Origin of the sequence: Sediminivirga luteola (genome assembly GCF_014639315.1) — a bacterium.
GTDB classification, from domain to species: domain Bacteria; phylum Actinomycetota; class Actinomycetes; order Actinomycetales; family Brevibacteriaceae; genus Sediminivirga; species Sediminivirga luteola.
Map to the genome: position 1 here is coordinate 18,422 of NZ_BMFY01000001.1, position 20,894 is coordinate 39,315.

Sequence of the window (20,894 nt, forward strand, 5' to 3'; positions counted from 1 at the left end):
ACTGTAGACCTCGGCGACTGTGTCCCTCAACCGGCGTCACCGGCGACCCCGGCGCACCAGGGGCCGTGACCCGAAAGCCGGCGCGCTGAGCATGCTGGTGCGGCGAGGCCAGGGGTGTCAAGGGCCGCGCTGTTCTGCCGGCTCGTGGCAGAGCGCCGTGAGGCCCCGGCTACTCCATCCGGGGCCTCGCATCCTTTGCTGCGTTTCTGTCACCGGGGCCGGGCCGTCGGGGTCGGGCCGGAGAAGGAAGTGCAACAGAAGTATTGCATGTGGGCGCAATGTGCAATAGGTTGATTGCATGACGGAGCAGAGAACGGCAGGAAACGAACTCGACCGCATCGAACGGGAGATACGCATAGATGCCCCACTGGAGCGTGTCTGGGACCTCGTCAGTGCCCCCGGCTGGTGGATCAACGACGGCAGCGAGGTGGCGCAGGACGTGGAACGTGTCGCCCCGGATCGCGTCCTCGTGCATGATCCCGCTTACGGAGATTTCGCCGTCGCGACGGTAGCCCTGGAGCGGCCCCGCTACGCGGCCTTCCGCGGCTACCTCGGCGCCGATGCCCAGAAGCGGACAGGCGATTTGGGGCCCGGGGCGTCCACTCTCGTCGAGTTCTTCCTGCAGGATGCGGGAGGCGAAGTGATTCTGCGCGTGGTGGAGAGCGGGTTCGCGACGCTGGCTGAGGATGCCCGCGCTCTCCGGGCCATGATCGAGAGCAACTCCGCCGGCTGGGAAGAAGAACTCGCTCTGGCGGCGCGCGCTCTGACCGGCCGCCGATGAGCCAGGCTCACTCGCCCGCCGTCGTGTTCGCCGCCCTCGGCGACGACACCAGGTGGGAGATCCTCCAGCGGGTCGGCGCCCGGGCTGCCTCCGCCTCGGCGTTGGCCGTCGAGCTGCCAGTCACCAGACAGGCCGTCGCCCGGCACCTCGAGGTGCTGCACGCTGCCGGCTTGGTGGAGAAGGAACGGCACGGGCGGGAACTGCGCTACCGCGCGATCGCAGCCGCGCTTTCGGCTGCGGCCGCCGAGCTCGAGCAGATCGCGGCGGGCTGGGACCGGCGTCTGGAACGGCTGCGGGCCCGCGCCGAGAAGGAGGACTGAGCGTTCGGCACCCGCCCTCAGGTGCGTGCCGCCGCAGCGTGGCCGAGCAGTTCGGCGGTCAGCTCCGCCAGGAGCGCGGTGCGCTCCTCCAGCCAGCTGATCTCGACGTGCTCGTTCGCCGCATGCGCCCCGCCGCCGACGGTGCCGAGCCCGTCCAAGGTCGGGGTGCCGATGCCCGCCGTGAAATTACCGTCGGAGCCGCCGCCCACCGTGATGGACCTCACTGGCCGGTGCCCCAGGCGGTGAGCGATCCGCTGCGCCCGGGCGAACAGGCCCATCGCGTTCTCGGCCTCCATCGGCGGCCGGTTGATCCCGCCGAGGAGCTCCAGGCCCGCTGCGGAGTTCACCGGCGCGAGCCCGCGCAGATCTGCGTCGACGCGGCGCTGCTCGGCCACTGTGGTGGCGCGTGAGTCGATCGCCAGTGACGCCTCGGCCGGCACCGTGTTGGTCACGGTTCCGGCCCGTAGCACGCTCGGCACCACCGAGGTGCCGGCTCCGGGGTTGCCCAGCTGCGCGATCCGCAGCACCTGGTGGGCCGCTTCGATCCCGGCGTTGACGCCCTTCTCCGGCTCGACGCCGGCATGCGCGGCACGGCCGTGCACGCGCAGCTCGTAGAACGAGACGCCTTTCCTGCCGATCTTCAGCTCCCCGTCCGGCCCGGCGGACTCCAGGACCAGCGCGGCATCCGCGCCGCGGGCGGTCTCCTCGATCAACGACCTCGAGGTGGGCGAGCCGATCTCCTCATCGGCGGTGCACAGGATGGTCAGGCCCTCCAGCCCCGCTTCACCATGCCTGCGGAGCAGTTCGGCGGCGGCGTGGAATGACATCAGCAGGCCGCCCTTCATGTCGTAGCAGCCGGGGCCGCGGACGATGCCATCGGTGATGCTGAACGGCATGCCGGCCAGTGTGCCCAGCGGCCACACGGTGTCCATATGGGCCAGGTGCAGCACCCGCGCCGTGCCGGTTCCGAAGGTCCAGCGCAGATGCCGGCGGCCGTCGCGTTCCAGCACCTCGGCCGGGCGGCCCAGATGGGCGGCGCCGATGTCCGCCACCAGCTCCGCGAACGCCCTCATCGCGGGAAGGTCATGGGAGGGGGACTCGGTGTTCACCAGCCTCTCCAGTTCGTTCAGGAAACGGCGGAGATCGAACCAGGCGGTGGACACGGATGGCCTTTCCACGAGGGGCTGGGGACATGCGCGGGCACGGACCGAAGCAGACGGAGCCCCAGGGGGCTCATCTTCGGCGTGGTGCTCCCTATGGAGGGGGATCCTCGGACCGCTCGTCCGCTTTGACCGTTCGCGCGCTACTCCACTACAGTAAACCGGTGGCTGCACACCTTGTGCACCTGCCCTCGTAGCTCAGTCGGCAGAGCGATTCACTCGTAATGAATAGGTCAGGGGTTCGATTCCCCTCGAGGGCTCCACGCAAAGTCCCGCACCATCGTCCCGGCGATGTCGCGGGACTTTGACGTCTCAGTCCCGGCGCAACTCGCGGGACGTAGCCCCGGCTCTGCCCGCTTACGCCCAAATGGTCACGTTGACCGGATATTCACGGGCAACGTGACCGTGTCGTCCACATCGCTGGGTAAGCGGGCGGTTACCGGAACAGTGTGTATGGCCCAAGCGTGTCAGAGTCTGCTTGCCCATCCTGATCGGCAGGAATCCGGGGGTAAGCGGCAGAGATGTCTGTGGGCGATACGTGTACGGGCCCGGTGTGCCAGCCTCAGCCGGCGCCCGTTCCGGGCAAGCAGCTGGCCCACCCGTTCCTGGTGAGCAGCAGAGCAGCGCGGCTGTCCGGGTCACCGCAGGCCCAGCGCCCCGCGAGCGGCTTCGGTCAGCTGTTCGCGCACGAGGCGGTGCGGCATGCGCGTCCCGAGGTGCGGGGTGGAGTTGATCAGTCCGAACACGGCCTGAACCCGGACGGTCGCGGCCGCCGGATCACCCTCGGCCGGCCGCCCGGCACCATTGCCGGACGTCTCGCGCTGATACCGCTGCAGCGCCTCCGCCCAGCACTGCACGTAGATGCGCTGGAGCTTGCGCACCTGGCGCTGCGCCTCCTGCGGCAGAGCGGGAAAATCACGGTCCTGGATGCGGATCAGCTCCGGGTGCGAGACCGCGAAGTCCACGTGGAAGTCCACCAGCCCGCGCATCGCCGCCTCCGCCGAGCCTGCCCCGGTGCCGGCGTTCCCCACGACCGTCCGGCCGCCGTCGGCCAGGCGTTCGGAGATGCCGACCAGCAGCTCGGTGAGCACCGCCTCCTTCGACGCGAAGTGCCGGTACACGGCGGGCCCGGACACCCCCGCCCCGGCGCCGATGTCCTCCAGCCGGACCGCACGGAAGCCGTGCTCCGCGAACAGTCCGGCGGCCGCGCGCAGCAGTTGCTCGCGGCGCTGTGCCTTCTGCGCGCTGCGGCTCATCGGCTCGGCCATGGCACACGCTCCTTTCGTTCTCGCCCCGTCCCTCCGCGCAGTCCCGCCCTCGGAGCGCCGGCATTTAGGTGAGGCGACCGGAGGCCGCCATCGTGCCTCTCGCCTTCCTGTTCCTGGAGCCGGGCATACCTGGCGGGGGCGGTGCCCAGCCGGAGCGCCGGATCGCTCCGCGCGGGCGGTCCCGGTCTGAGGGCACGGGCCGGAGTGCCACGCCGCGCCCCCGGAGGCGCATGCCTGCCGGCGCGCGCCCCGGGCGCTGCCAGCCGCCTTGGACGCCGCGCCGCTCCATCCGCATCAGACTCCCTTGCTCCGTCCGCCGGGACGTGCCTACACTGCAGTCAGTTAATCATAGTTAACTCAAGTGGCAACGGAGCTACGGATATGCGCCCTATCGGTCATCCCGTCGACGAGTCCCGGGCCGCGCCCACGCGGGCCCGCCATGAGGAACTCATCGGCGAACTGCGCGAGCGCTCGGCCCGCGCAGCACTCGGCGGGAGCGAGTCCGCTCGCACCCGGCACACTGCCCGCGGCAAGCTCTTGCCACGGGACCGGGTTCACCGGCTGCTCGATCCCGGCACGCCCTTCCTGGAGCTCTCCCCGCTCGCCGCGACCGGCATGTACGACGATGCCGCTCCCGGTGCGGGCATCATCACCGGGATCGGGCGGGTCTCCGGCCGGGAGTGCGTCATCGTCGCCAACGACGCCACGGTCAAGGGCGGCACCTACTTCCCCATGACGGTCAAGAAGCACGTCCGCGCCCAGGAGGTCGCCCGGGAAAACCGCCTGCCGTGCATCTACCTGGTGGATTCCGGCGGCGCGTTCCTGCCGCTGCAGGACGAGGTGTTCCCCGACCGGGACCATTTCGGCCGGATCTTCTACAACCAGGCACAGCTGTCCAAGCAGGGCATCGCCCAGATCGCTGCGGTGATGGGCTCGTGCACCGCCGGCGGCGCCTACGTCCCGGCCATGGCCGATGAGACCGTGATCGTGCACAAGCAGGGCACCATCTTCCTGGGCGGCCCCCCGCTGGTGAAGGCCGCCACCGGCGAGGAGGTCACGGCGGAGGAGCTCGGCGGCGGTGAACTGCACGCCCGCACCTCCGGCGTGGTGGACCATCTGGCCGCCGATGACGCCCATGCCCTGGAGATCGTCCGTGACATCGTGGCCGGCCTGCCACCGAAGCGGCAGCCCTTGTGGCCGGTCCGAGAGTACGCGGCGCCGGCGTTCGAGCCGGCCGAGCTCACCAGCGTCGTCCCCACGGACTCCCGCACCCCCTACGACGTCCGCGAGGCGATTGCCCGGATCGTCGACGGGAGCCTGTTCCACGAGTTCAAAGCCGAGTACGGCACCACCCTGGTCACCGGGTTCGCCAGCATCCACGGCCACCCGGTCGGCGTGATCGCGAACAACGGAGTGCTGTTCGGCGAATCGGCCCTCAAGGGGGCGCATTTCATCCAGCTGTGCGACCAGCGCCGTATCCCGCTGGTCTTCCTGCAGAACATCTCCGGCTTCATGGTGGGGCGCGACTACGAGGCCGGCGGCATCGCCAAGCACGGCGCCAAGATGGTCAACGCCGTCGCGACCGCCTCGGTGCCCAAGTTCACCGTCGTCATCGGCGGCTCCTACGGGGCGGGCAACTACTCCATGTGCGGACGCGCCTACAGCCCGCGGTTCCTGTGGATGTGGCCCAACGCCCGGATCTCGGTGATGGGCGGCGAACAGGCTGCGTCCGTCCTGGCGACGGTGCGCCGGGATCAGGTCGAGGCGAAGGGCGAGGAGTTCACCGCCGAGCAGGAGGACGCGCTCACCGCCCCGGTCCGGGCCCAGTACGAGGCACAGGGAAACCCCTACTACTCGACCGCGCGGCTGTGGGACGACGGAGTCATCGAGCCGGCGGACACCCGCCGGGTGCTCGGACTCGCCCTCGACCTCGCCCGCCATTCGGTGCCGGAGCCGGACGGCTACGGCGTCTTCAGGATGTGATCGCCATGACCACCCCACCCGAGAACGCCACTCCACCCCAGAGTGCCAGCCCATCCCAGCACCCGGCCCGGTCAGGCGCCGCGCCGGCAGCCTCCGCGTCCACCGGACCGGCGGATCCCCTGTTCGGCACGGTGCTGGTCGCCAACCGCGGTGAGATCGCCTGCCGCGTCATCCGCACCCTGGACCGGCTGGGCATCGCCTCGGTCGCGGTGTATTCGGACGCCGATGCGGCAGCACCCCACGTGAGGGCCGCCACCCGGGCCGTACGGATCGGCCCGGCATCGGCCGCCGAGAGCTATCTGAACATCGACGCCGTCATCGACGCCGCCCGCGCCACCGGCGCCGAAGCCATCCACCCCGGGTACGGGTTCCTGAGCGAGAACGCCGCCTTCGCCCGGGCCTGCGAGGACGCCGGGATCGTGTTCCTCGGACCCGGCCCGGAGGCGCTGGAGACGATGGGCGACAAGATCACGGCGAAGGCCGCCGTCGCCCGGCGCGGAGTGCCGCTGGTACCGGGGATCGCCGAACCGGGACTGAGCGACGAGCAGCTCGTCGCGGCGGCCGGCCAGATCGGTTTTCCCGTCCTGGTCAAGCCCTCGGCAGGGGGCGGCGGCAAGGGCATGCGCGCCGTGCACGATCCGGCGGAGCTGCCTGCGGCACTGGCGTCGGCCCGGCGGGAGGCGGCTGCGAGCTTCGGTGATGACACCCTCTTCCTGGAACGGCTCGTCGCCACCCCGCGGCACATCGAAGTCCAGGTCATCGCCGACGCCCACGGTGCCGTGGTGCACGCCGGCGAACGCGAATGCTCGCTGCAGCGACGGCACCAGAAGGTCATCGAGGAGGCGCCGAGTCCGCTGATCGACCCCGCGACCCGCGCCCGGCTGGGCGAAGCCGCCTGCGAGACGGCCCGGAGCGTGGGCTACCGGGGTGTCGGCACGGTGGAGTTCATCGTCTCCGCGGACGCTCCCGAGGAGTTCTTCTTCATGGAGATGAACACCCGCCTGCAGGTGGAGCACCCCGTGACCGAGGAGATCACCGGGATCGATCTGGTGGAGCAGCAGTTGCGCATCGGCGCCGGCGAGCCCCTCGCGCTGGACCAGGAGGCGATCGACGCGCGCCTGGCCACCGGCGGTCACGCGGTCGAGGCGCGGGTCTACGCCGAGGACCCGTCCCGGGGCTTCTTGCCCACCGGCGGGGAACTGCTCGACGCGGTCCTGCCCGCCGGTGAGGGGATCCGGGTGGATTCAGGCATCGCGGCAGGCCAGCGCATCGGCACCGAGTACGACCCGATGCTGGCGAAGGTGATCGCCCACGGCAGCGACCGAGTTCAAGCGCTGTCGCGGCTGGAGCGGGCGCTGGCGGAGACGGCGCTGCCCGGCGTCGTCGCCAATACCGGATTCCTGCGCCTGCTGCTGGCACGCGAGGACGTCAGGGCCGGGGACATGGACACGGACCTGATCGACCGGCTCACCGCCGAAGCCGATCCGCAGCAGCTCGCGCAGCCGGTCACCGAGGAGCACTGGAGGGCGGCTGCCGTTGCCCTCGCCCGTTCCGAGCTGGACCAGGCCGCCCGCGACGATCAGGGACCGCCGAGTCCCTGGGCCGTGCCCGATGGCTGGCTCGTCTCCGGGCGGCGCGACACCGTCATCACCCTCAGCCGTGCCGCCGGCTCCGGTGCGGACCAGGGCGAGGAGACCCGCGAGATCGTCCTGCCGGCCGCTGCCCTGGCCGCCGGCGACGGCTCGGCGCCGTCGGCGGAGTTCCGGACCTGGGTGCGCCGCATTCCCGGTGCCGTGCAGGCGACCGTCTGGGTGGGCAACGCCGCCTTCGAACGACGCGGTGCCCAGACGTCCCTGGAACCCGGGGCCGCCGGTCAGCGGATCACCGCGCCCATGCCGGGCACAGTCATCGACGTGCGCGCGGCGGACGGGGACGAGGTCTCCGCGGGGCAACCCGTCATCGTGCTGGAGGCGATGAAGATGGAGCACGTCCTGACCAGCCCCGGTGACGGGGTGCTGCGGCTGGCCACGCACACCGGTGCGCAGGTCGCCGTGGACGAGGAACTGGCGGCAGTGCTGCCGCCGGAGGACTCCGCAGCGGACAATCCCGGCCCGGGCACTCCTGGATCGGACAGCCCCGGATCGGGCGACCGCGGGGCCGGCGGCCCGGCGCAGGAACAGCCACCGGCAGGTGAGGGCGGCTGAGGAGACGCGACGAACCCATGCGAGGAACGTGAAAAGGACCCGAGACCGCTGCCGGGAGTGAACGAGCGTCATCGCGGCAGCAGCGTGACACGCGTTCAAGGATCTGAAGGACAAGGAGCAGATATGACAGCGCTGACCCCGGGCGAGCTCCCGGACGAATACGAGGACCTGCGCCGGGTGGTGGCCGAGTTCGCCGATGAACAGGTCGCCCCCGTCTCCGCGGAGCTCGACGCCGCGCACGCCTTCCCCTACGAGCTGGTCGCAAAGATGGGGGAGCTGGGCCTGTTCGGGCTCCCCTTCCCGGAGGAGTATGGCGGGATGGGCGGTGACCCCTTCGCCCTCTTCCTTGCCATTGAGGAACTCGCGCGAGTGAACCAGTCCCTCGCCGTGACCCTGGAAGCCGGCGTCTGCCTGGGCGCGATGCCGCTCTACCGGCACGGCACCACGGAGCAGAAGGAGACCTGGCTGCAGGACCTCGTCACCGGACGCGCTCTGGCCGGATTCGGCCTCACGGAGCCCGGCGCCGGCACGGATGCCGGCGGCACCCGCACGACGGCGCGGCTGGAAGGCGGGGAGTGGGTCATCGACGGCGCCAAGGAGTTCATCACCAACTCCGGCACCGAGATCACCTCCCTGGTCACGGTGACCGCGGTGACGGGCACGCGGGAGAACGGCAAACCGGAGATCTCCACCATCATCGTGCCCTCCGGGACCCCCGGTTTCACCGTCGAGCCGGCCTACGACAAAGTGGGCTGGAATTCCTCGGACACCCATCCGCTGAGCTTCTCCGGCGCGCGCGTTCCGGAGGCGAATCTGCTCGGCGAGCGGGGCCGCGGTTACGCCAACTTCCTGCACGCCCTTGACGAGGGCCGGGTGGCGATCGCCGCGCTCGCGGTCGGCGCCGCGCAGGGCTGTGTGGACGAATCGGTCCGCTATGCCAAGGAGCGCACCACCTTCGGCAAGCCCATCGGCGCCTACCAGGGGATCTCTTTCAAGATCGCCCATATGGAGGCCCGCGCCGCGACCGCGCGCGCCGCCTACTACGCGGCGGCGTCGAAGATGCTCGCCGGCAAGCCCTTCAAGAAGGAGGCGGCGGTCGCCAAGCTGGTGGCCGGCGATGCGGTCATGGAGAACGCCCGCGATGCCACCCAGGTGTTCGGCGGCTACGGGTTCATGAACGAGAGCCTGGTCGCCAGGCACTATCGCGACTCGAAGATCCTGGAGGTCGGCGAGGGCACCACGGAGGTGCAGCTCATGCTGATCGCACGGGAACTCGGGCTCTAGGTCCCGTATCGGCCAAGCGGCGTGCCGGGGCGGTCGCGACACGGATCTGGCGCCGTTCCGGCGCTGACCGGGCTCAACCCCGGTTCGATGCCGGTCCGGCTCCGGTGCGGTGCTGGCGCAGTGCCGGTGCGGTGCCGGTGCAGTGCCGGTTCGGGTGTGCTGCCGGTGGTGCGCCCGCGGGCGTTGTCGGTGCGGTGACGGCCCGCCGTCGTGGCGGAGCACGGGTATGACAGGCTGAAGACGAGGAGAGGAGCACGATGGCTGAGATCGTCCAGCGCGGACTGTGGTTCGAGGAGTTCACCGCCGGAGACGTCTACCGGCACGCCCCGGGGCGCACCATCACGGAGGCGGACAACACCTGGTTCTCCGCGGTCACGATGAACCCTCAGGCGATCCACGTGGACGCGGCGTTCGCCGCGGAGCAACCCTTCGGGCAGCGGCTGGTGAACTCGATGTTCACCCTGGCCACGCTGGTCGGGCTGTCGGTGTCGCAGCTGAGCCAGGGGACCATCGTGGCGAACCTGGGTTTCTCCGAGGTGTCGTTCCCGGCGCCGCTGTTCCACGGTGACACCCTCTACGCCGTCACCGAGATCAAGGAGACGCGCCTGTCGAAATCCCGCCCCGGCCAGGGCATCGTCACGCTGGAGCACCGCGGCTACAACCAGGACGGGGTGCTGGTCGCCCGCGCGGTTCGGCAGACGCTCATGCACTGCCGCCCGCAGGACGCCGATGCTGCCGACGGTCCGGGCGGTGCCCAGGGAGACGCTGGCGGCCCGTCCGGTGCACCAGGTGCTGAGGTCGCTGCGGGCGCCCAGGCTAGCCTCGGCCCGGCAGGCGCTGGCGGGGGAAGCGGCATCGCCGATGCCGGCGGTGCCGCAGGAACGACGACGGAGGGAACCCGATGACGCACCCGCTGGTACGCCGGCCCGGCTGGCTCTTCTGCCCGGCAGACCGTCCGGACCGCTACGGCAAGGCGGCCGAGCGCGCCGACGTCGTCATCCTCGACCTGGAGGACGCCGTCCTGCCGCAGGACAAGCCCGCCGCCCGTGAGGCGCTGCTCGCCTCGCCGCTGGACCCGGAACGCACCGTCGTGCGGATCAACGCCGCGGATACCGGGGAACAGGAAGCGGACCTGGAAGCGCTGCGCAAGACCGGCTACTGCTACGCGATGCTCGCCAAGACCGAGTCCGCCGCGCAGGTTGAGGTCCTGGCCGGATACGAGGTCATCGCGCTGATCGAGACCGCCGCGGGAGCGCTGCGGGTGGAGGAGATCGCCGCCGCGGAGCACATTGCCGGGCTCATGTGGGGCGCCGAGGACCTGGTGGCCTCGCTCGGGGGGACCTCCAGCGTGTTCCCCGGCGTGCCCGGGGTGCCGGGCCTGCGGGACGTCGCTCGCTACGTGCGGGCGCGCACCCTCATCGCCGCCGGCGCCTTCGGCCGGTTCGCGCTCGATTCGGTGCACCCGGACATCGGCGATCTGGACGGCCTGCGCGCCATCGCCGAGGACGCCGTGGCCAGCGGTTTCGACGCGAAGGTGAGCATCCATCCCGCGCAGGTGCCCGTGGTGCGCGAGGCTTACCGGCCGGACCCGGAGCGGCTCGAGTGGGCGCGCGGAGTGCTGGCCGCGGCGCAGGGGGCGCAGGGCGCGTTCAGCTACCAGGGCGCCATGGTGGACGCGCCGCTGCTGCGCCAGGCCGAGGCCGTCGTCGCCCGCGCCGAGGCGTGAGCGGGCTGTTGATTCCGGCGTTGTGTACTAGTTCCTGGTGAGCTCACCGGGAACTAGTACACACCCCCGGAGCTAAGGAGCTCCGGGGTGTTCCCGGTGGATGCCCGAGTTCGCTGATGCCTAGGCACAGGCGTCGTTGCCGGGCGCCAGTAGAGTGGGCGGTGTGAGCCGACACGTGTACGACCAGATCCATGCCGCCCTCGACGACGCCCGTCAGAACGAGGGGATCCTGCCGCTCGTCCCTGCCGGCGCGCCGGTGCTGCGCGAACGCGCCGAGCGCTTCGACGGCCAGGTCGACGACGACGTGCTCGCCGAGCTCATCCAAGCGATGCGAGAGACCATGCGCGCCGCTCCCGGCGTCGGGCTGGCGGCCCCGCAGGTGGGCATCGGCGTGCAGTTGTTCGTCGCGGAAGATCCCGTCCCGGACCATGTCCCGCCCGAGGCCCAGGACGCCCGTGAGCGGTCCCATCTGCCGTTCCGCGTGATCCTCAACGGCGAATACGAGGACATCGGCGACGAGCGGGTCTCCTTCTACGAGGGCTGTCTCTCGGTGCCCGGGTATCAGGCGGTCGTCGAGCGGTCCCGCCAGGTGCGGCTCACCGGCGCCGATGCCTCCGGCGCCGCCGTGGACGAACTCATGACCGGCTGGCCGGCACGCATCATCGCCCACGAGACCGATCATCTGCACGGCATCCTGTACCTCGACCGTGCCGAGATGCGGTCCCTGGCCAGCGACGAGGCCGTCGCGGTGCTCTGGAACCAGGCCACCCCCGATGCCGCCGCTCGGGCGCTCGGCTTCCCGCTGGCGCAGGGGACCCTCGCCGCGCCGGGACAGATCCTCTGATGGCGGGCACCGCGCCCACGACCTACGAGCCGGACCGGATCGCCGGCCGCACCATGCTCGTCACCGGTGCCGGCAACGGCCTCGGACGCGCCATCTCGCTTGCGCTGGCCGCCCGCGGCGCCCGCGTGGTCCTCGTCGGCCGCCGTGAGCACACCCTCGCCGAGGTGCACCAGGAGATCTCCGCTGCCGGCGGCCAGGCACGTACGGCGCCGTGCGATACGAGCGATCCGGAGGCGGTCGCCGGGCTTGCCCGCGAGCTGGCCGGGGAGGACGTCTCCGTGCTGGTCAACAATGCCGGCATCGCCGGTCCCGTCGCCCAGCTGACGGACATCGAGCCAGAGGAGTGGGACGAGGTCTTCGACATCAACGTCCGCGGCGTCTACCTCATGTGCCGGGCGTTCCTGCCGCCGATGGTGGAGCGCGGCACGGGAGACGTCATCAACCTGGCCTCCGTCTCGGGGAAACGGCCCCTTCCGGGCCGCACGCCCTACGTCGCCTCGAAGATGGCCGTCATCGGGCTCACCGCGACGCTCGCCTATGAGGTGGGCCCCGCGGGCGTGACCGTCAACTCCCTGTCGCCCGGTCCTGTGGAGGGACCGCGCATGGACCGCAACTTCCGGCTGGAAGGCGAACGCCGCGGGATACCGGCAGAACAGGCATACGCCGAGTTCGCCGGCCGGGCCGCACTGAATCGCCTGGTCACCGAGGACGAGGTCGCCGCCGCAGTCGTGGCGATGCTGCACATGCCAGGCATGTGCGGTGCCGACATCGATCTCTCCGCCGGCATGATCGCCCGTTCCTGAGGGGGCGCAGCCGGCCCGCCGCGCCGGAGCGCAGCGGCGTCCTGCTGCCGCGCGCCCCGGCCCGGCAGCGGCCGAACCGGCATAATGGGGCCCATGAGTGCAGCCCGGTATGAATCCGCAGCCCAGACCATGGACGAGCTCAACCGGCAGCGCGCCGCCCTCAGAAGGGGAGCGGAACTCGCCGCTGCGACCGCGGTGGCCGGCGTGCAGTCGCTCATGCGCCCGGACGACGTCAGGCCGGGGCCGGGTCGCCTCGCCTACCGGCTGGGCTACGCCGGACTGACGGCCGCCGGTTCCTGGCTGACCAGGAACCTCGGCAAGGAGGACGACGCCGCCCCCAACGTACGCCTGGACGCCGGCCTGGCAGCCGGGGCCGGCATCCTCGGCTATGCCCTCTTCAGCCCGCGGGTCAAGGCCAACTGGTGGACCGACCGCTGGCTGGAGCGCGCCGGTGTCCGCAGCCCGCGCCTGGTGGGTGCTCTCGGTACGACCGCGCTCATGGCCGCCGCCTACATCGCCGCGGAACGTGCCGCCCGCCGCGGGGATCTGGAATTCTCGATGGACCCGGGCCAGGGCGTGTGGCAGGCTTTCGCGCCGCTCGGCGGGAGCATCTTCCAGCCAGGCGAGGACGAGGACGATGTCGAGGAGATCGAGCTGACGGACCGGCAGCGTGCCGTCCTGGACGCTCTCGTCCCGGGCAACTCGGCCAATGCCCGTGCGCTGCGCGCGCAGCTGGGCGCCGCCCGGTTCAGCGCGCTCGGCGGCCACGAGTTCCTCCTCGCTGAAGTGGATGAGGACGCCGTCGCCGAACGGCTGGTCCCGCACGAGCACACCCACCCGGTGCGCGGCCGCTTCCGCGACGCCGGCGGCGCCGTCCTGGAGATCAGCATCGGCATCATGGACGGGCGGCTGGAGCACATCGCGATCCTTCCCGTGCTGGACGAGGACGGCGATGGCGAGGAGGCCGACGTTTCCGGCCTGAGCGCCGCCGACTGGCCTGATCCGGAAGACCTGGAGATCGTCAAGGACGAACGCTGAGGTGATGGCTCCGCGCGGCTGGCGGAATATTCTCCCGCGGGTGTTCCTTCACGGTTGATATGAGCACTGAACTGACGCTGGCGGCCGGCTGTTTCTGGTGCCTGGACGCCGTGCTGCGGCGGACCCGGGGAGTGGAGGAGGTCGTGAGCGGCTACACCGGCGGCCACACTCCCGACCCGGACTACGAGTCCGTCTGCAGCGGCACCACCGGTCACGCCGAGGCGGTGCGGGTCCGCTTCGACGAGAACGTCGTCCCCGAGCAGGTGATCCTCGACATCTTCTTCACCTCGCACGACCCGACCTCCCTGAACCGTCAGGGCCACGATGTGGGCACCCAGTACCGATCGGCCATGTTCTACCGCGATGAGGCGGAGAAGGAACGCTTCGCCGCCGCCATCAAGGCGCAGCAGGCCAACTGGGACCGTCCCATCGTGACCACGCTGGAGCCGCTGGGAGAGTTCCACCCGGCCGAGCCGGTGCACCAGGACTTCTACGCGCGCAACCCGTTCAACGGCTACTGCCAGGTGATCATCAACCCGAAGCTGGCGAAGGCCCGCGCTGGCTTCGCCGACTGGGTCGCCTGAGCAGACGACGACGCCCAGACCGAGGAGGGGACGCCGATGACGGAGCACACCCCGCAACCGCCGGCCGAGGCCGCCGGGGGCTCTGGGCCCTCTGCCCGGCGTGAGCCCAGGAATGAGCCGGCGGGTACGGCCGGCGCGGACGGCATGGAATCAGCCGGCCTGCACCCGGCCGGATTCGACCGCGAGGCGTTCCTGACGGCGATGGCGTCCCGTCGCTCCCTGGCCTCCTCGGGCGACGAGGCGCCGGACGACGAGGAACTCGCCCGGCTGTTGCGTGCCGTGGCGCCGGTCGCCGATCACGCCGGGCTGCGCCCCTGGCGGTTCATCGCACTGCGCGGCGATGACCGCAAGGCCCTGGGCCGTGCCTTCGACGACGCCACCGGCACGCTCTCCGACGATCCTTCCGTCTACAGCCGGCGGCCACTGCGATCCCCGCTACTGCTGGCCCTCGTCGGCGTCCACCGGCCGCACCCCAAGGTCCCCGAATGGGAGCAGCACGCCAGTGCCGCCGGGGCGGGGCATCTGCTGTCCCTCGCCCTGTGGGCCGCCGGCTGGGCCGTGCACTGGCGTACGGGACCTCTCGTGCGCAGCGAGCCGGTGCGCCGCCTGCACGGGCTGAGTGAGGACGAGGTGCTCATGGGCTGGCTCTACATCGGCCGGCCGGATCCGCAGCGAGCCCGGCCCAAGCCGCGGGAGCTGGACGTGGACGCCGTCCTCTCCCGCCTGCCCGCGCCGCAACCGCCCCTGCGGGCACAAGACTGAAGCAGTCGCGCACGGCCGGCACCATGACGTCTGTCATGCCCGGCCGGTGACGGCCCCGACTACCGGGAGAACGGGTCTCTCTGGTGGAGTAGGGGGAGACAGCGGGGGATAACCCCCGCCGCCTAGTAGGGCGGGCCACGCGGCGCATGGTCCGCGCCCTCGCGTACCGTAGTGGCCGCACCCCTCTTGTCATGTTCGCGCAATAAGGAGTCCCATGACCGCGCTCACCCGGATCAGCCTGGCCAATCGCGCTCTGATCGCTCTGCTGGCGGTCGTGGTGATCATCTTCGGGCTGCTCGGGGCGCGCATGCTCAAACAGGAGCTCCTGCCGCCGATCGAGTTCCCCCAGGCGCTCGTGCTGTCCACCTACGAGGGCGCTTCGCCCGAGGCGGTGGAGTCCGAGGTCACCGAACCGCTGGAGAGCGCGCTGGCCGGGGTGGCCGAGGTCGAGCAGATGGATTCCACCTCCTCGACCGGGAACTCCCAGATCATGGTGGAGACCTCCTACGGCACGGACTCCGACGACATCGTGCGCTCCCTCCAGCGAACTGTCGCCCAGGTGGAGGCGCAGCTGCCCGACGGCGTCGAGCCGCAGGTGATCACCGGATCCCTGGATGACTTCCCCGTCGTCATGCTCGCCGTCACCTCGGATGAGTCCCAGGACCGGGTGGCCGAGCAGCTCGAGAACGTGGTCGTGCCCAAGCTGAACGATGTGCCGGGCGTGCGGAATGCCAGCGTCTTCGGACAGCAGACCCAGGAAGTCGCCATCACCGTGCGTGCCGACGACCTGGAGGACGAAGGCGCCTCGCTGGAGGAGATCGCCCAGGTCCTCACCGCCAACGGCGTCGCCGTCTCCGCCGGCTCCCTCAGCGACGACGGCACCGAGAAACCGGTGCAGGTGGGCACCCGGCTGGAGAGCGTCGAGCAACTGCGCGAGCTCGTCATCATGGGTGCCGACGGCCCGGTCCGGCTGGACGCCGTCGCCGATGTCGACCTCGTCGACGAAACGCAGTCCAGCATCTCGCGTACGAACGGGCAGGAGTCGCTGTCCCTCTCCATCACGAAGACCCCGAGCGCCAATACCGTCGAGGTCTCCCACGGCGTCGCCGCGGCCCTGGACGAAGCCCGCTCCGAGCTGGGCGGCTCGCTGGAGTTCGTCACGGTCTTCGACCAGGCGCCGTTCATCGAGGACTCCATTGAGTCCCTCGCCGCGGAGGGCATGCTGGGCCTGGTCTTCGCCATCGTCATCATCCTGGTATTCCTGCTATCCGCGAGGGCCACCGTCATCACCGCGGTGTCCATCCCGCTCTCCCTCCTGGTGGCCCTCGCCGGGCTGTGGGCCGGCGGGTACTCGCTCAACCTGCTCACCCTGGCGGCGCTGACGATGGCCGTCGGCCGCGTGGTGGACGACTCCATCGTGGTGGTGGAGTCCATCCGGCGGCATCACAGCCTGGGCACCGAGAAATGGCAGAGCATCATGAGCGGCGTGAAGGAGGTCGCCGGCGCGATCACCTCGTCGACCTTCATCACGGTGGCGGTCTTCCTGCCGCTGGCACTCGTTCAGGGCGAGGCCGGCGAGCTCTTCCGTCCCTTCGCCATCACCTCTGCCATCGCGCTGCTGGCCTCTCTGCTGGTCGCCCTGACCATCGTCCCCGTGCTGGCGTACTGGTTCCTGCAGCGCCGGGTCAGCCGTACCAAGCTCCGTGGCGACGCCCGCAAGGAGATGCGCACCCAGCGGCGCAGCGCGCTGGCTGAGTGGCGCGCCGGCCGTAAGCAGGCGCGCGCGCAACGGCGCCGCGGCGCGCACGCCGCGCCGCTGCCTGAGCCTGATGAGGTCCTGGACCAGGACGAGGAGCTCCGCCAGCCTGTGCTCTCCCGCCGGGAGAAGCGCCGCCAGGAGGTGCTCTCCACTCAGCGGGCCATCGCCGAGCCGCCCACCCGGCTGCAGAAGTCGTACCTTCCGGTGCTCCGGGTGGCGATCGCCCACCCGGTGCTGAGCGTGATCGCCGCGCTGCTGATCTTCGCCGGCAGCATGGCGCTCACGCCCCTGCTGAAGACCGACTACATCGGCGACAGCGGCGAGAACACCCTGATGGCGACGCAGGAGCTGCCCGCCGGTGCCACGCTGGAGGAGACCGCGGAGGCCGCCGAGCAAGTCGAGGCTATCCTCGGTGAGGACGCCGACGTCGAGTCCTTCCAGGTCACCATCGGCGGCGACGGCTACATGTCCTCACCGGATCCGAACGTCGCCACCTTCACCGTCACCCTGCGTCCTGACAGCGACGTCGCCGCCGCGAACGAGCGTCTGGGCGCGCGGTTCCAGGAGCTCGACGAGGACGCCGGCGAGGTCGAACTGATGTCCGGCGGCGGCTTCGGCGGCACGAGCGCCATGAGCGTGCGCGTGCAGTCCGTGGACCAGGAGGCGCTCACCGAGGCCACCGAGCAGATCAGCGAGACGCTCTCCGGTCTGGACGGACTTAGTCACGTGACGAACGATCTGCAGCCGACCCAGCCGTTCATCGAGGTCCGCGTTGATCACGAGCAGGCCCGGGAAGAGGGATTCACCGAGGCCGAGGTGGGGCAGATCGTGATGCGCGCGATGCGCGGCCAGCAGCTGGGCAGCATCGTCATCGACGACATCACCCGCACGGTGCAGCTGTACTCCGACACGCCCGTGGAGACCATCCAGGAGCTGCGCGAACTCGAGCTTCCCGTCTCCCAGCGGCAGCTCCAGCTCGCCCAGGAGGAAGCCGCCGAGGAAGCCGCCGAAGAGGCCGCGCAGCAGCAACAGCAGCAGGCGGTCCCCGGCGCGCCGCAGGATCCCGGCGCCGGGCAGCCCCAGCAGCCGGCCGCGCCCGCCCAGCCGGCGCCGGCCGAGCCGGAGGACGTGGAGGTGGAGCCCATCCAGCTCGATGAGATCGCCACGGTCGAGGAGGTCACCACGGCGCCGTCGATCACCCGCATCGACGGGCAGCGCGCCGCGACCGTGACCGCGGAACTCAGCGGTGATGACGTCGGCGCGGCGACCCGCGCCGTGACGGCGGAGCTGGACGCGCTGGATCTGCCCGAGGGCGCCACGGCGGATCTGGGCGGCGTCTCGCAGGAACAGCAGGAGGCCTTCGAGCAGCTCGGCCTGGCGGTCGGCGCGGCCATCCTGATCGTCTTCGTCATCATGGTCGGAACCTTCCGCTCCTTCGTGCAGCCGCTCATCCTGCTGGTGTCGATCCCGTTCATGGCGACCGGCATCGTCGGGGCGCTCCTGCTGACCGACACGGCGCTGGGCGTCCCGGCGATCATCGGCGTGCTCATGCTGGTCGGCATCGTGGTGACCAACGCGATCGTGCTGATCGACCTGATCAACCAGTACCGGCGCGACGGGGTGCCGTTGCGTGACGCTGTGCTGCACGGATCCAGGCTGCGCTACCGGCCGATCCTGATGACCGCCGCGGCTACCATCGGCGCACTCACGCCGATGGCGCTCGGCCTGACCGGTGGCGGCATCTTCATCTCCGCGCCGCTGGCGATCGTCGTGATCGGCGGTCTGCTGTCCTCGACCGTGCTGACGTTGGTCCTGGTGCCCGTCCTGTACGTGCTGGTGGAAGGCGTCAAGGAGCGCCGGGCGGAGAAGCGAGCCGTCAAGAACCAGGTGCACGATGCCGCCCTCGCCCGTGCCGGTGCGGGTTCCGCTCCCGGCGCGGCCGATGCCACCGGCGCGGCCGATGCCACCGATGCATCGCCGGGCACCGCGGATCCCGGTCTGGCCGTGGGCGGCGGCGCGTCCGCCGGGCACGACCGGGCACCGTCTGCCAGCCCGGCCGAGCGGCAGCCGGAGGCGCCGGGGACCGGCGGTTCAGATGATGCTCCGGCTGGGGACACCTGGTCGCGGGGCGCAGGGGAACCCCAGAGCGGAACCGGGGAGCCCGGCGCCACAGGGCACGGTGACGGGCCTTCGCATCCGGACCCTGGGCCTGATGGCGGCGAGTCCGGTCCCGGCGATTCGCCGGAGCCGCGGGGGTGAACCAGCGGCGGCTCGGCTGGGAGGTGCTGCTGGTCCTGGGCGTGTCCCTGGGCCAGTCGGCCGTCTACGCGGTCGTGCGCCTGGCGGACATGCTCTCCCGTGGCCCGCTCTCGGAGGCGCAGGCGCGGATGAACACCTCGCAGTCCGAGCGGCCGTGGTTCGACCTGACCTACCAGCTGCTGGGCATCGGCTTCGCGCTCGTGCCGGTGCTGCTGGCGCTGTACCTGCTCGCTCGCGAGGGCAATCCGTTCGACCGGATGGGATTCGACTTCCACAGGCCCCGGCGCGATGCGCTCCACGGCGTGCTGCTGCTCCTGGCGATTGGCATCCCCACGCTCGGGGTGTACGCCGCCGGGCGGGCGCTGGGCCTCACCGCGGAGATCCATCCGGCGAACCTCGGCGCCCACTGGTGGACCGTGCCCGTGCTGATCCTGGCGGCGGTCAAGAACGGCGTCCTCGAGGAGGTCCTCGTGGTCGGCTACCTGAGCGAACGGCTGCGCGAGATGCGCTGGGGCTGGCCCGTCATCATCGGCGTCTCCGCCCTCCTGCGCGGCTCGTATCACCTCTACCAGGGAATCGGGCCGTTCTTCGGGAACGTCGCGATGGGCGTGCTCTTCGGGCTGTACTACATGCGCACCGGGCGAGTCATGCCCCTGGTCGCGGCACACACCGCCATCGACGTCATCGGCTTCACCGCACCCGGTGTCCTGGCGGCCGTGGACCCGACCAGCTCCTGAGCCGCGGCCACATCGGGCAGCCGGCACCGGGGAGCGGAGTTCCTCAGGAGGTCACGGCCTTGGCCAGCAGGTCTTCCGGCAGGTGCTCGAACAACAGGCGATCGTCGTCTGGCCGGAGGATCCACTGCAGCGTGGCGGCGGTGGCGTCGAAGGTGGCCGTGACGACCATCGCGGCCTTGCCGATTCCGGTCCCGCGATGCAGGGTCGAGGTGCAGGCGACGACCCAGCCCAGATTCACCACCGCGGCGGCGGTCATGAGCGCCGCCGGTGGTCTCCGGCGGCTGGCACCGGTCATGCACAACCCGGCAGTGGCGCCGAGCGCCGCCACCAGGGGCCACCTGCTCCGCCGTCTGAGGCCCAGGACCGGTAGCGCTGCAGGGGCCGCGGCGAGCATACTCGCTGCGGCCGCGCACAGTATGCCGTCCGCGGTGAGAACCTGACGTGCCGCCTGAGCCCGCTGATACCGCGTGCCCTCGTGGTACCGAATGCCCGCACTGCTCATGCGCATAAGGCTATCGGCCGGACGTCGCGTGCTGCGGAGCCGGACCGGGCTCACGCTGCGCTCGCACCACCGCCGGCTCAGATCGTGACGAGGCCCTTGGGGGTCTCGAAGGTCACCGAGAGCACGCCCGGGGTGCCGTTGGGCGCCACCCAGTCGATCTTGGTGTCGGAGATCGGCTTCTCCTCGTCGGTGCCGAGCCAGTCCCGCAACCGGTCGCGGTTGCCGGCGATCTGCAGGCTCTCGATGCGCACCTGACCGTTGTTCGGCGCTGAAGGGTGCTCCTCGGAGGGGCAGAGCCAGTGCACGAAGAACGGCAGCTGCGGGTCCGCGAGCGTGCCCTTGACGCCGATCTGCTTCCAGCGCAGCTCGGGGCGGCCCTCGGGAGTGCGGTTGCCTTCCACCGCTTCACGGCCGAGTCGTTTCTCGATGGGCGCGAGGTCGTCCACCCGGACCACCCAGCCCATCCAGCCGCCGCCGGCCTCGGAGCGGGTACGGACCACCTGGCCGAAGGGCGTGCCGAGCGCCGCGGGGTGCTCGAGTGCCTCCACGACCTCGATGTAACGACCGTCGGCAAGCGGGAAGATCAGGTTCCTGGTACCAAATCTCGGGTGGACGCCGCCGTCGTAGGGCAGGATCCCGAGTTTCTCCGCGATCCGCGCCGCGGTGGCCACATGGCCGTCCTTCTCGCTGGCATAGGACACGTGATCGAGTTCCATGACCCGAGGATGGCACAGCCCGGGATATGACGCAGTTTAGGCTCCGGCAAGTTGACAAGTCCCCGCCGTAGTGATCCACGTCACATATCCCGGCGGTGAATCGGTCTAAGTTCATCCTGCCGTCCCCTTCCGTTCAGCGCCTCCTGATTGCCTGGGGCGGTGGC

At 70.7% G+C, this 20,894-nt stretch carries 17 protein-coding genes, 1 tRNA gene and 1 pseudogene; 15 read left to right on the top strand and 4 right to left on the bottom strand.

All coding sequences use genetic code 11. The annotated features are described in order from the left end of the window. Positions 1-298 precede the first annotated feature (298 nt). Together IEW13_RS00075 and IEW13_RS00080 are read left to right on the top strand one after the other, a co-directional pair. Complete coding sequence (locus IEW13_RS00075) at positions 299-781, top strand: SRPBCC family protein (protein ID WP_188548892.1); 483 nt, start codon at positions 299-301, stop codon at positions 779-781. Continuing rightward, positions 778-1,101 carry an ArsR/SmtB family transcription factor gene (locus tag IEW13_RS00080; protein WP_188548893.1) on the top strand — a complete coding sequence of 108 codons (324 nt, stop codon included), beginning with the start codon at positions 778-780 and terminating at the stop codon, positions 1,099-1,101. The genes IEW13_RS00075 and IEW13_RS00080 overlap by 4 nt, the downstream gene beginning before the upstream one ends. Positions 1,102-1,118: 17 nt before the next feature. Here IEW13_RS00080 and IEW13_RS00085 read toward each other — a convergent pair whose 3' ends face one another. Beyond that, on the bottom strand, positions 1,119-2,264 hold the full coding sequence (locus IEW13_RS00085) for a M20 family metallopeptidase (protein ID WP_229744822.1): 1,146 nt from the start codon (positions 2,262-2,264) through the stop codon (positions 1,119-1,121). A 184-nt stretch (positions 2,265-2,448) separates the two neighbouring features. Between IEW13_RS00085 and IEW13_RS00090 the strand changes: the two genes are divergently transcribed. Continuing rightward, a tRNA-Thr gene (locus tag IEW13_RS00090) sits at positions 2,449-2,524 on the top strand. Positions 2,525-2,899: 375 nt separating this feature from the next. On the opposite strand, the gene IEW13_RS00095 is transcribed toward IEW13_RS00090, so the two are convergent. After that, a complete protein-coding gene (locus IEW13_RS00095) occupies positions 2,900-3,529 on the bottom strand; it encodes a TetR/AcrR family transcriptional regulator (protein ID WP_188548894.1) in 630 nt (209 codons plus the stop codon). Between the two features lie 381 nt (positions 3,530-3,910). Between IEW13_RS00095 and IEW13_RS00100 the strand changes: the two genes are divergently transcribed. From IEW13_RS00100 to IEW13_RS00155, 12 genes and pseudogenes are all read left to right on the top strand, one after another. After that, on the top strand, positions 3,911-5,512 hold the full coding sequence (locus IEW13_RS00100; protein ID WP_188548895.1) for a carboxyl transferase domain-containing protein: 1,602 nt from the start codon (positions 3,911-3,913) through the stop codon (positions 5,510-5,512). Positions 5,513-5,517: 5 nt separating this feature from the next. Continuing rightward, a complete protein-coding gene (locus IEW13_RS00105; protein WP_188548896.1) occupies positions 5,518-7,716 on the top strand; it encodes an acetyl/propionyl/methylcrotonyl-CoA carboxylase subunit alpha in 2,199 nt (732 codons plus the stop codon). A 123-nt stretch (positions 7,717-7,839) separates the two neighbouring features. Further along, positions 7,840-9,000 carry an acyl-CoA dehydrogenase family protein gene (locus tag IEW13_RS00110; RefSeq protein ID WP_188548897.1) on the top strand — a complete coding sequence of 387 codons (1,161 nt, stop codon included), beginning with the start codon at positions 7,840-7,842 and terminating at the stop codon, positions 8,998-9,000. A gap of 257 nt (positions 9,001-9,257) precedes the next feature. After that, positions 9,258-9,737 (top strand): annotated as a pseudogene (locus tag IEW13_RS00115) (MaoC family dehydratase); the annotation flags it as partial. Between the two features lie 164 nt (positions 9,738-9,901). After that, positions 9,902-10,726, top strand: a complete 825-nt coding sequence (locus tag IEW13_RS00120) for an HpcH/HpaI aldolase/citrate lyase family protein (RefSeq protein ID WP_188548899.1) — start codon at positions 9,902-9,904, stop codon at positions 10,724-10,726. A gap of 163 nt (positions 10,727-10,889) precedes the next feature. Further along, positions 10,890-11,570: a peptide deformylase gene (locus tag IEW13_RS00125; RefSeq protein WP_188548900.1), complete on the top strand. Its 681-nt coding sequence runs from the start codon at positions 10,890-10,892 to the stop codon at positions 11,568-11,570. After that, positions 11,570-12,373 carry an SDR family NAD(P)-dependent oxidoreductase gene (locus IEW13_RS00130; protein WP_188548901.1) on the top strand — a complete coding sequence of 268 codons (804 nt, stop codon included), beginning with the start codon at positions 11,570-11,572 and terminating at the stop codon, positions 12,371-12,373. The genes IEW13_RS00125 and IEW13_RS00130 overlap by 1 nt, the downstream gene beginning before the upstream one ends. Before the next feature lie 93 nt (positions 12,374-12,466). Next, entirely contained in the window at positions 12,467-13,411 is a 945-nt protein-coding gene (locus tag IEW13_RS00135) for a hypothetical protein (RefSeq protein ID WP_188548902.1), read from the top strand. A gap of 59 nt (positions 13,412-13,470) precedes the next feature. Continuing rightward, the gene (gene msrA, locus IEW13_RS00140; RefSeq protein WP_188548903.1) at positions 13,471-13,995 is read left to right on the top strand and encodes a peptide-methionine (S)-S-oxide reductase MsrA; all 525 of its coding nucleotides are present in this window, start codon (positions 13,471-13,473) and stop codon (positions 13,993-13,995) included. Positions 13,996-14,031: 36 nt separating this feature from the next. Beyond that, positions 14,032-14,757: a nitroreductase family protein gene (locus IEW13_RS00145; RefSeq protein WP_229744823.1), complete on the top strand. Its 726-nt coding sequence runs from the start codon at positions 14,032-14,034 to the stop codon at positions 14,755-14,757. A gap of 214 nt (positions 14,758-14,971) precedes the next feature. Next, the gene (locus IEW13_RS00150) at positions 14,972-18,775 is read left to right on the top strand and encodes an efflux RND transporter permease subunit (protein ID WP_188548904.1); all 3,804 of its coding nucleotides are present in this window, start codon (positions 14,972-14,974) and stop codon (positions 18,773-18,775) included. Continuing rightward, positions 18,772-19,512: a CPBP family intramembrane glutamic endopeptidase gene (locus IEW13_RS00155; RefSeq protein WP_229744824.1), complete on the top strand. Its 741-nt coding sequence runs from the start codon at positions 18,772-18,774 to the stop codon at positions 19,510-19,512. The genes IEW13_RS00150 and IEW13_RS00155 overlap by 4 nt, the downstream gene beginning before the upstream one ends. Before the next feature lie 43 nt (positions 19,513-19,555). Here the strand turns inward: IEW13_RS00155 and IEW13_RS00160 are convergent, their stop codons facing one another. After that, positions 19,556-19,840, bottom strand: coding sequence for a hypothetical protein (locus tag IEW13_RS00160; RefSeq protein ID WP_188548905.1), 285 nt, complete (start codon positions 19,838-19,840; stop codon positions 19,556-19,558). A gap of 251 nt (positions 19,841-20,091) precedes the next feature. Further along, positions 20,092-20,730 (bottom strand): VOC family protein, encoded by a 639-nt coding sequence (locus IEW13_RS00165; protein ID WP_188548906.1) that lies wholly within the window; start codon positions 20,728-20,730, stop codon positions 20,092-20,094. Positions 20,731-20,894 lie beyond the last annotated feature (164 nt).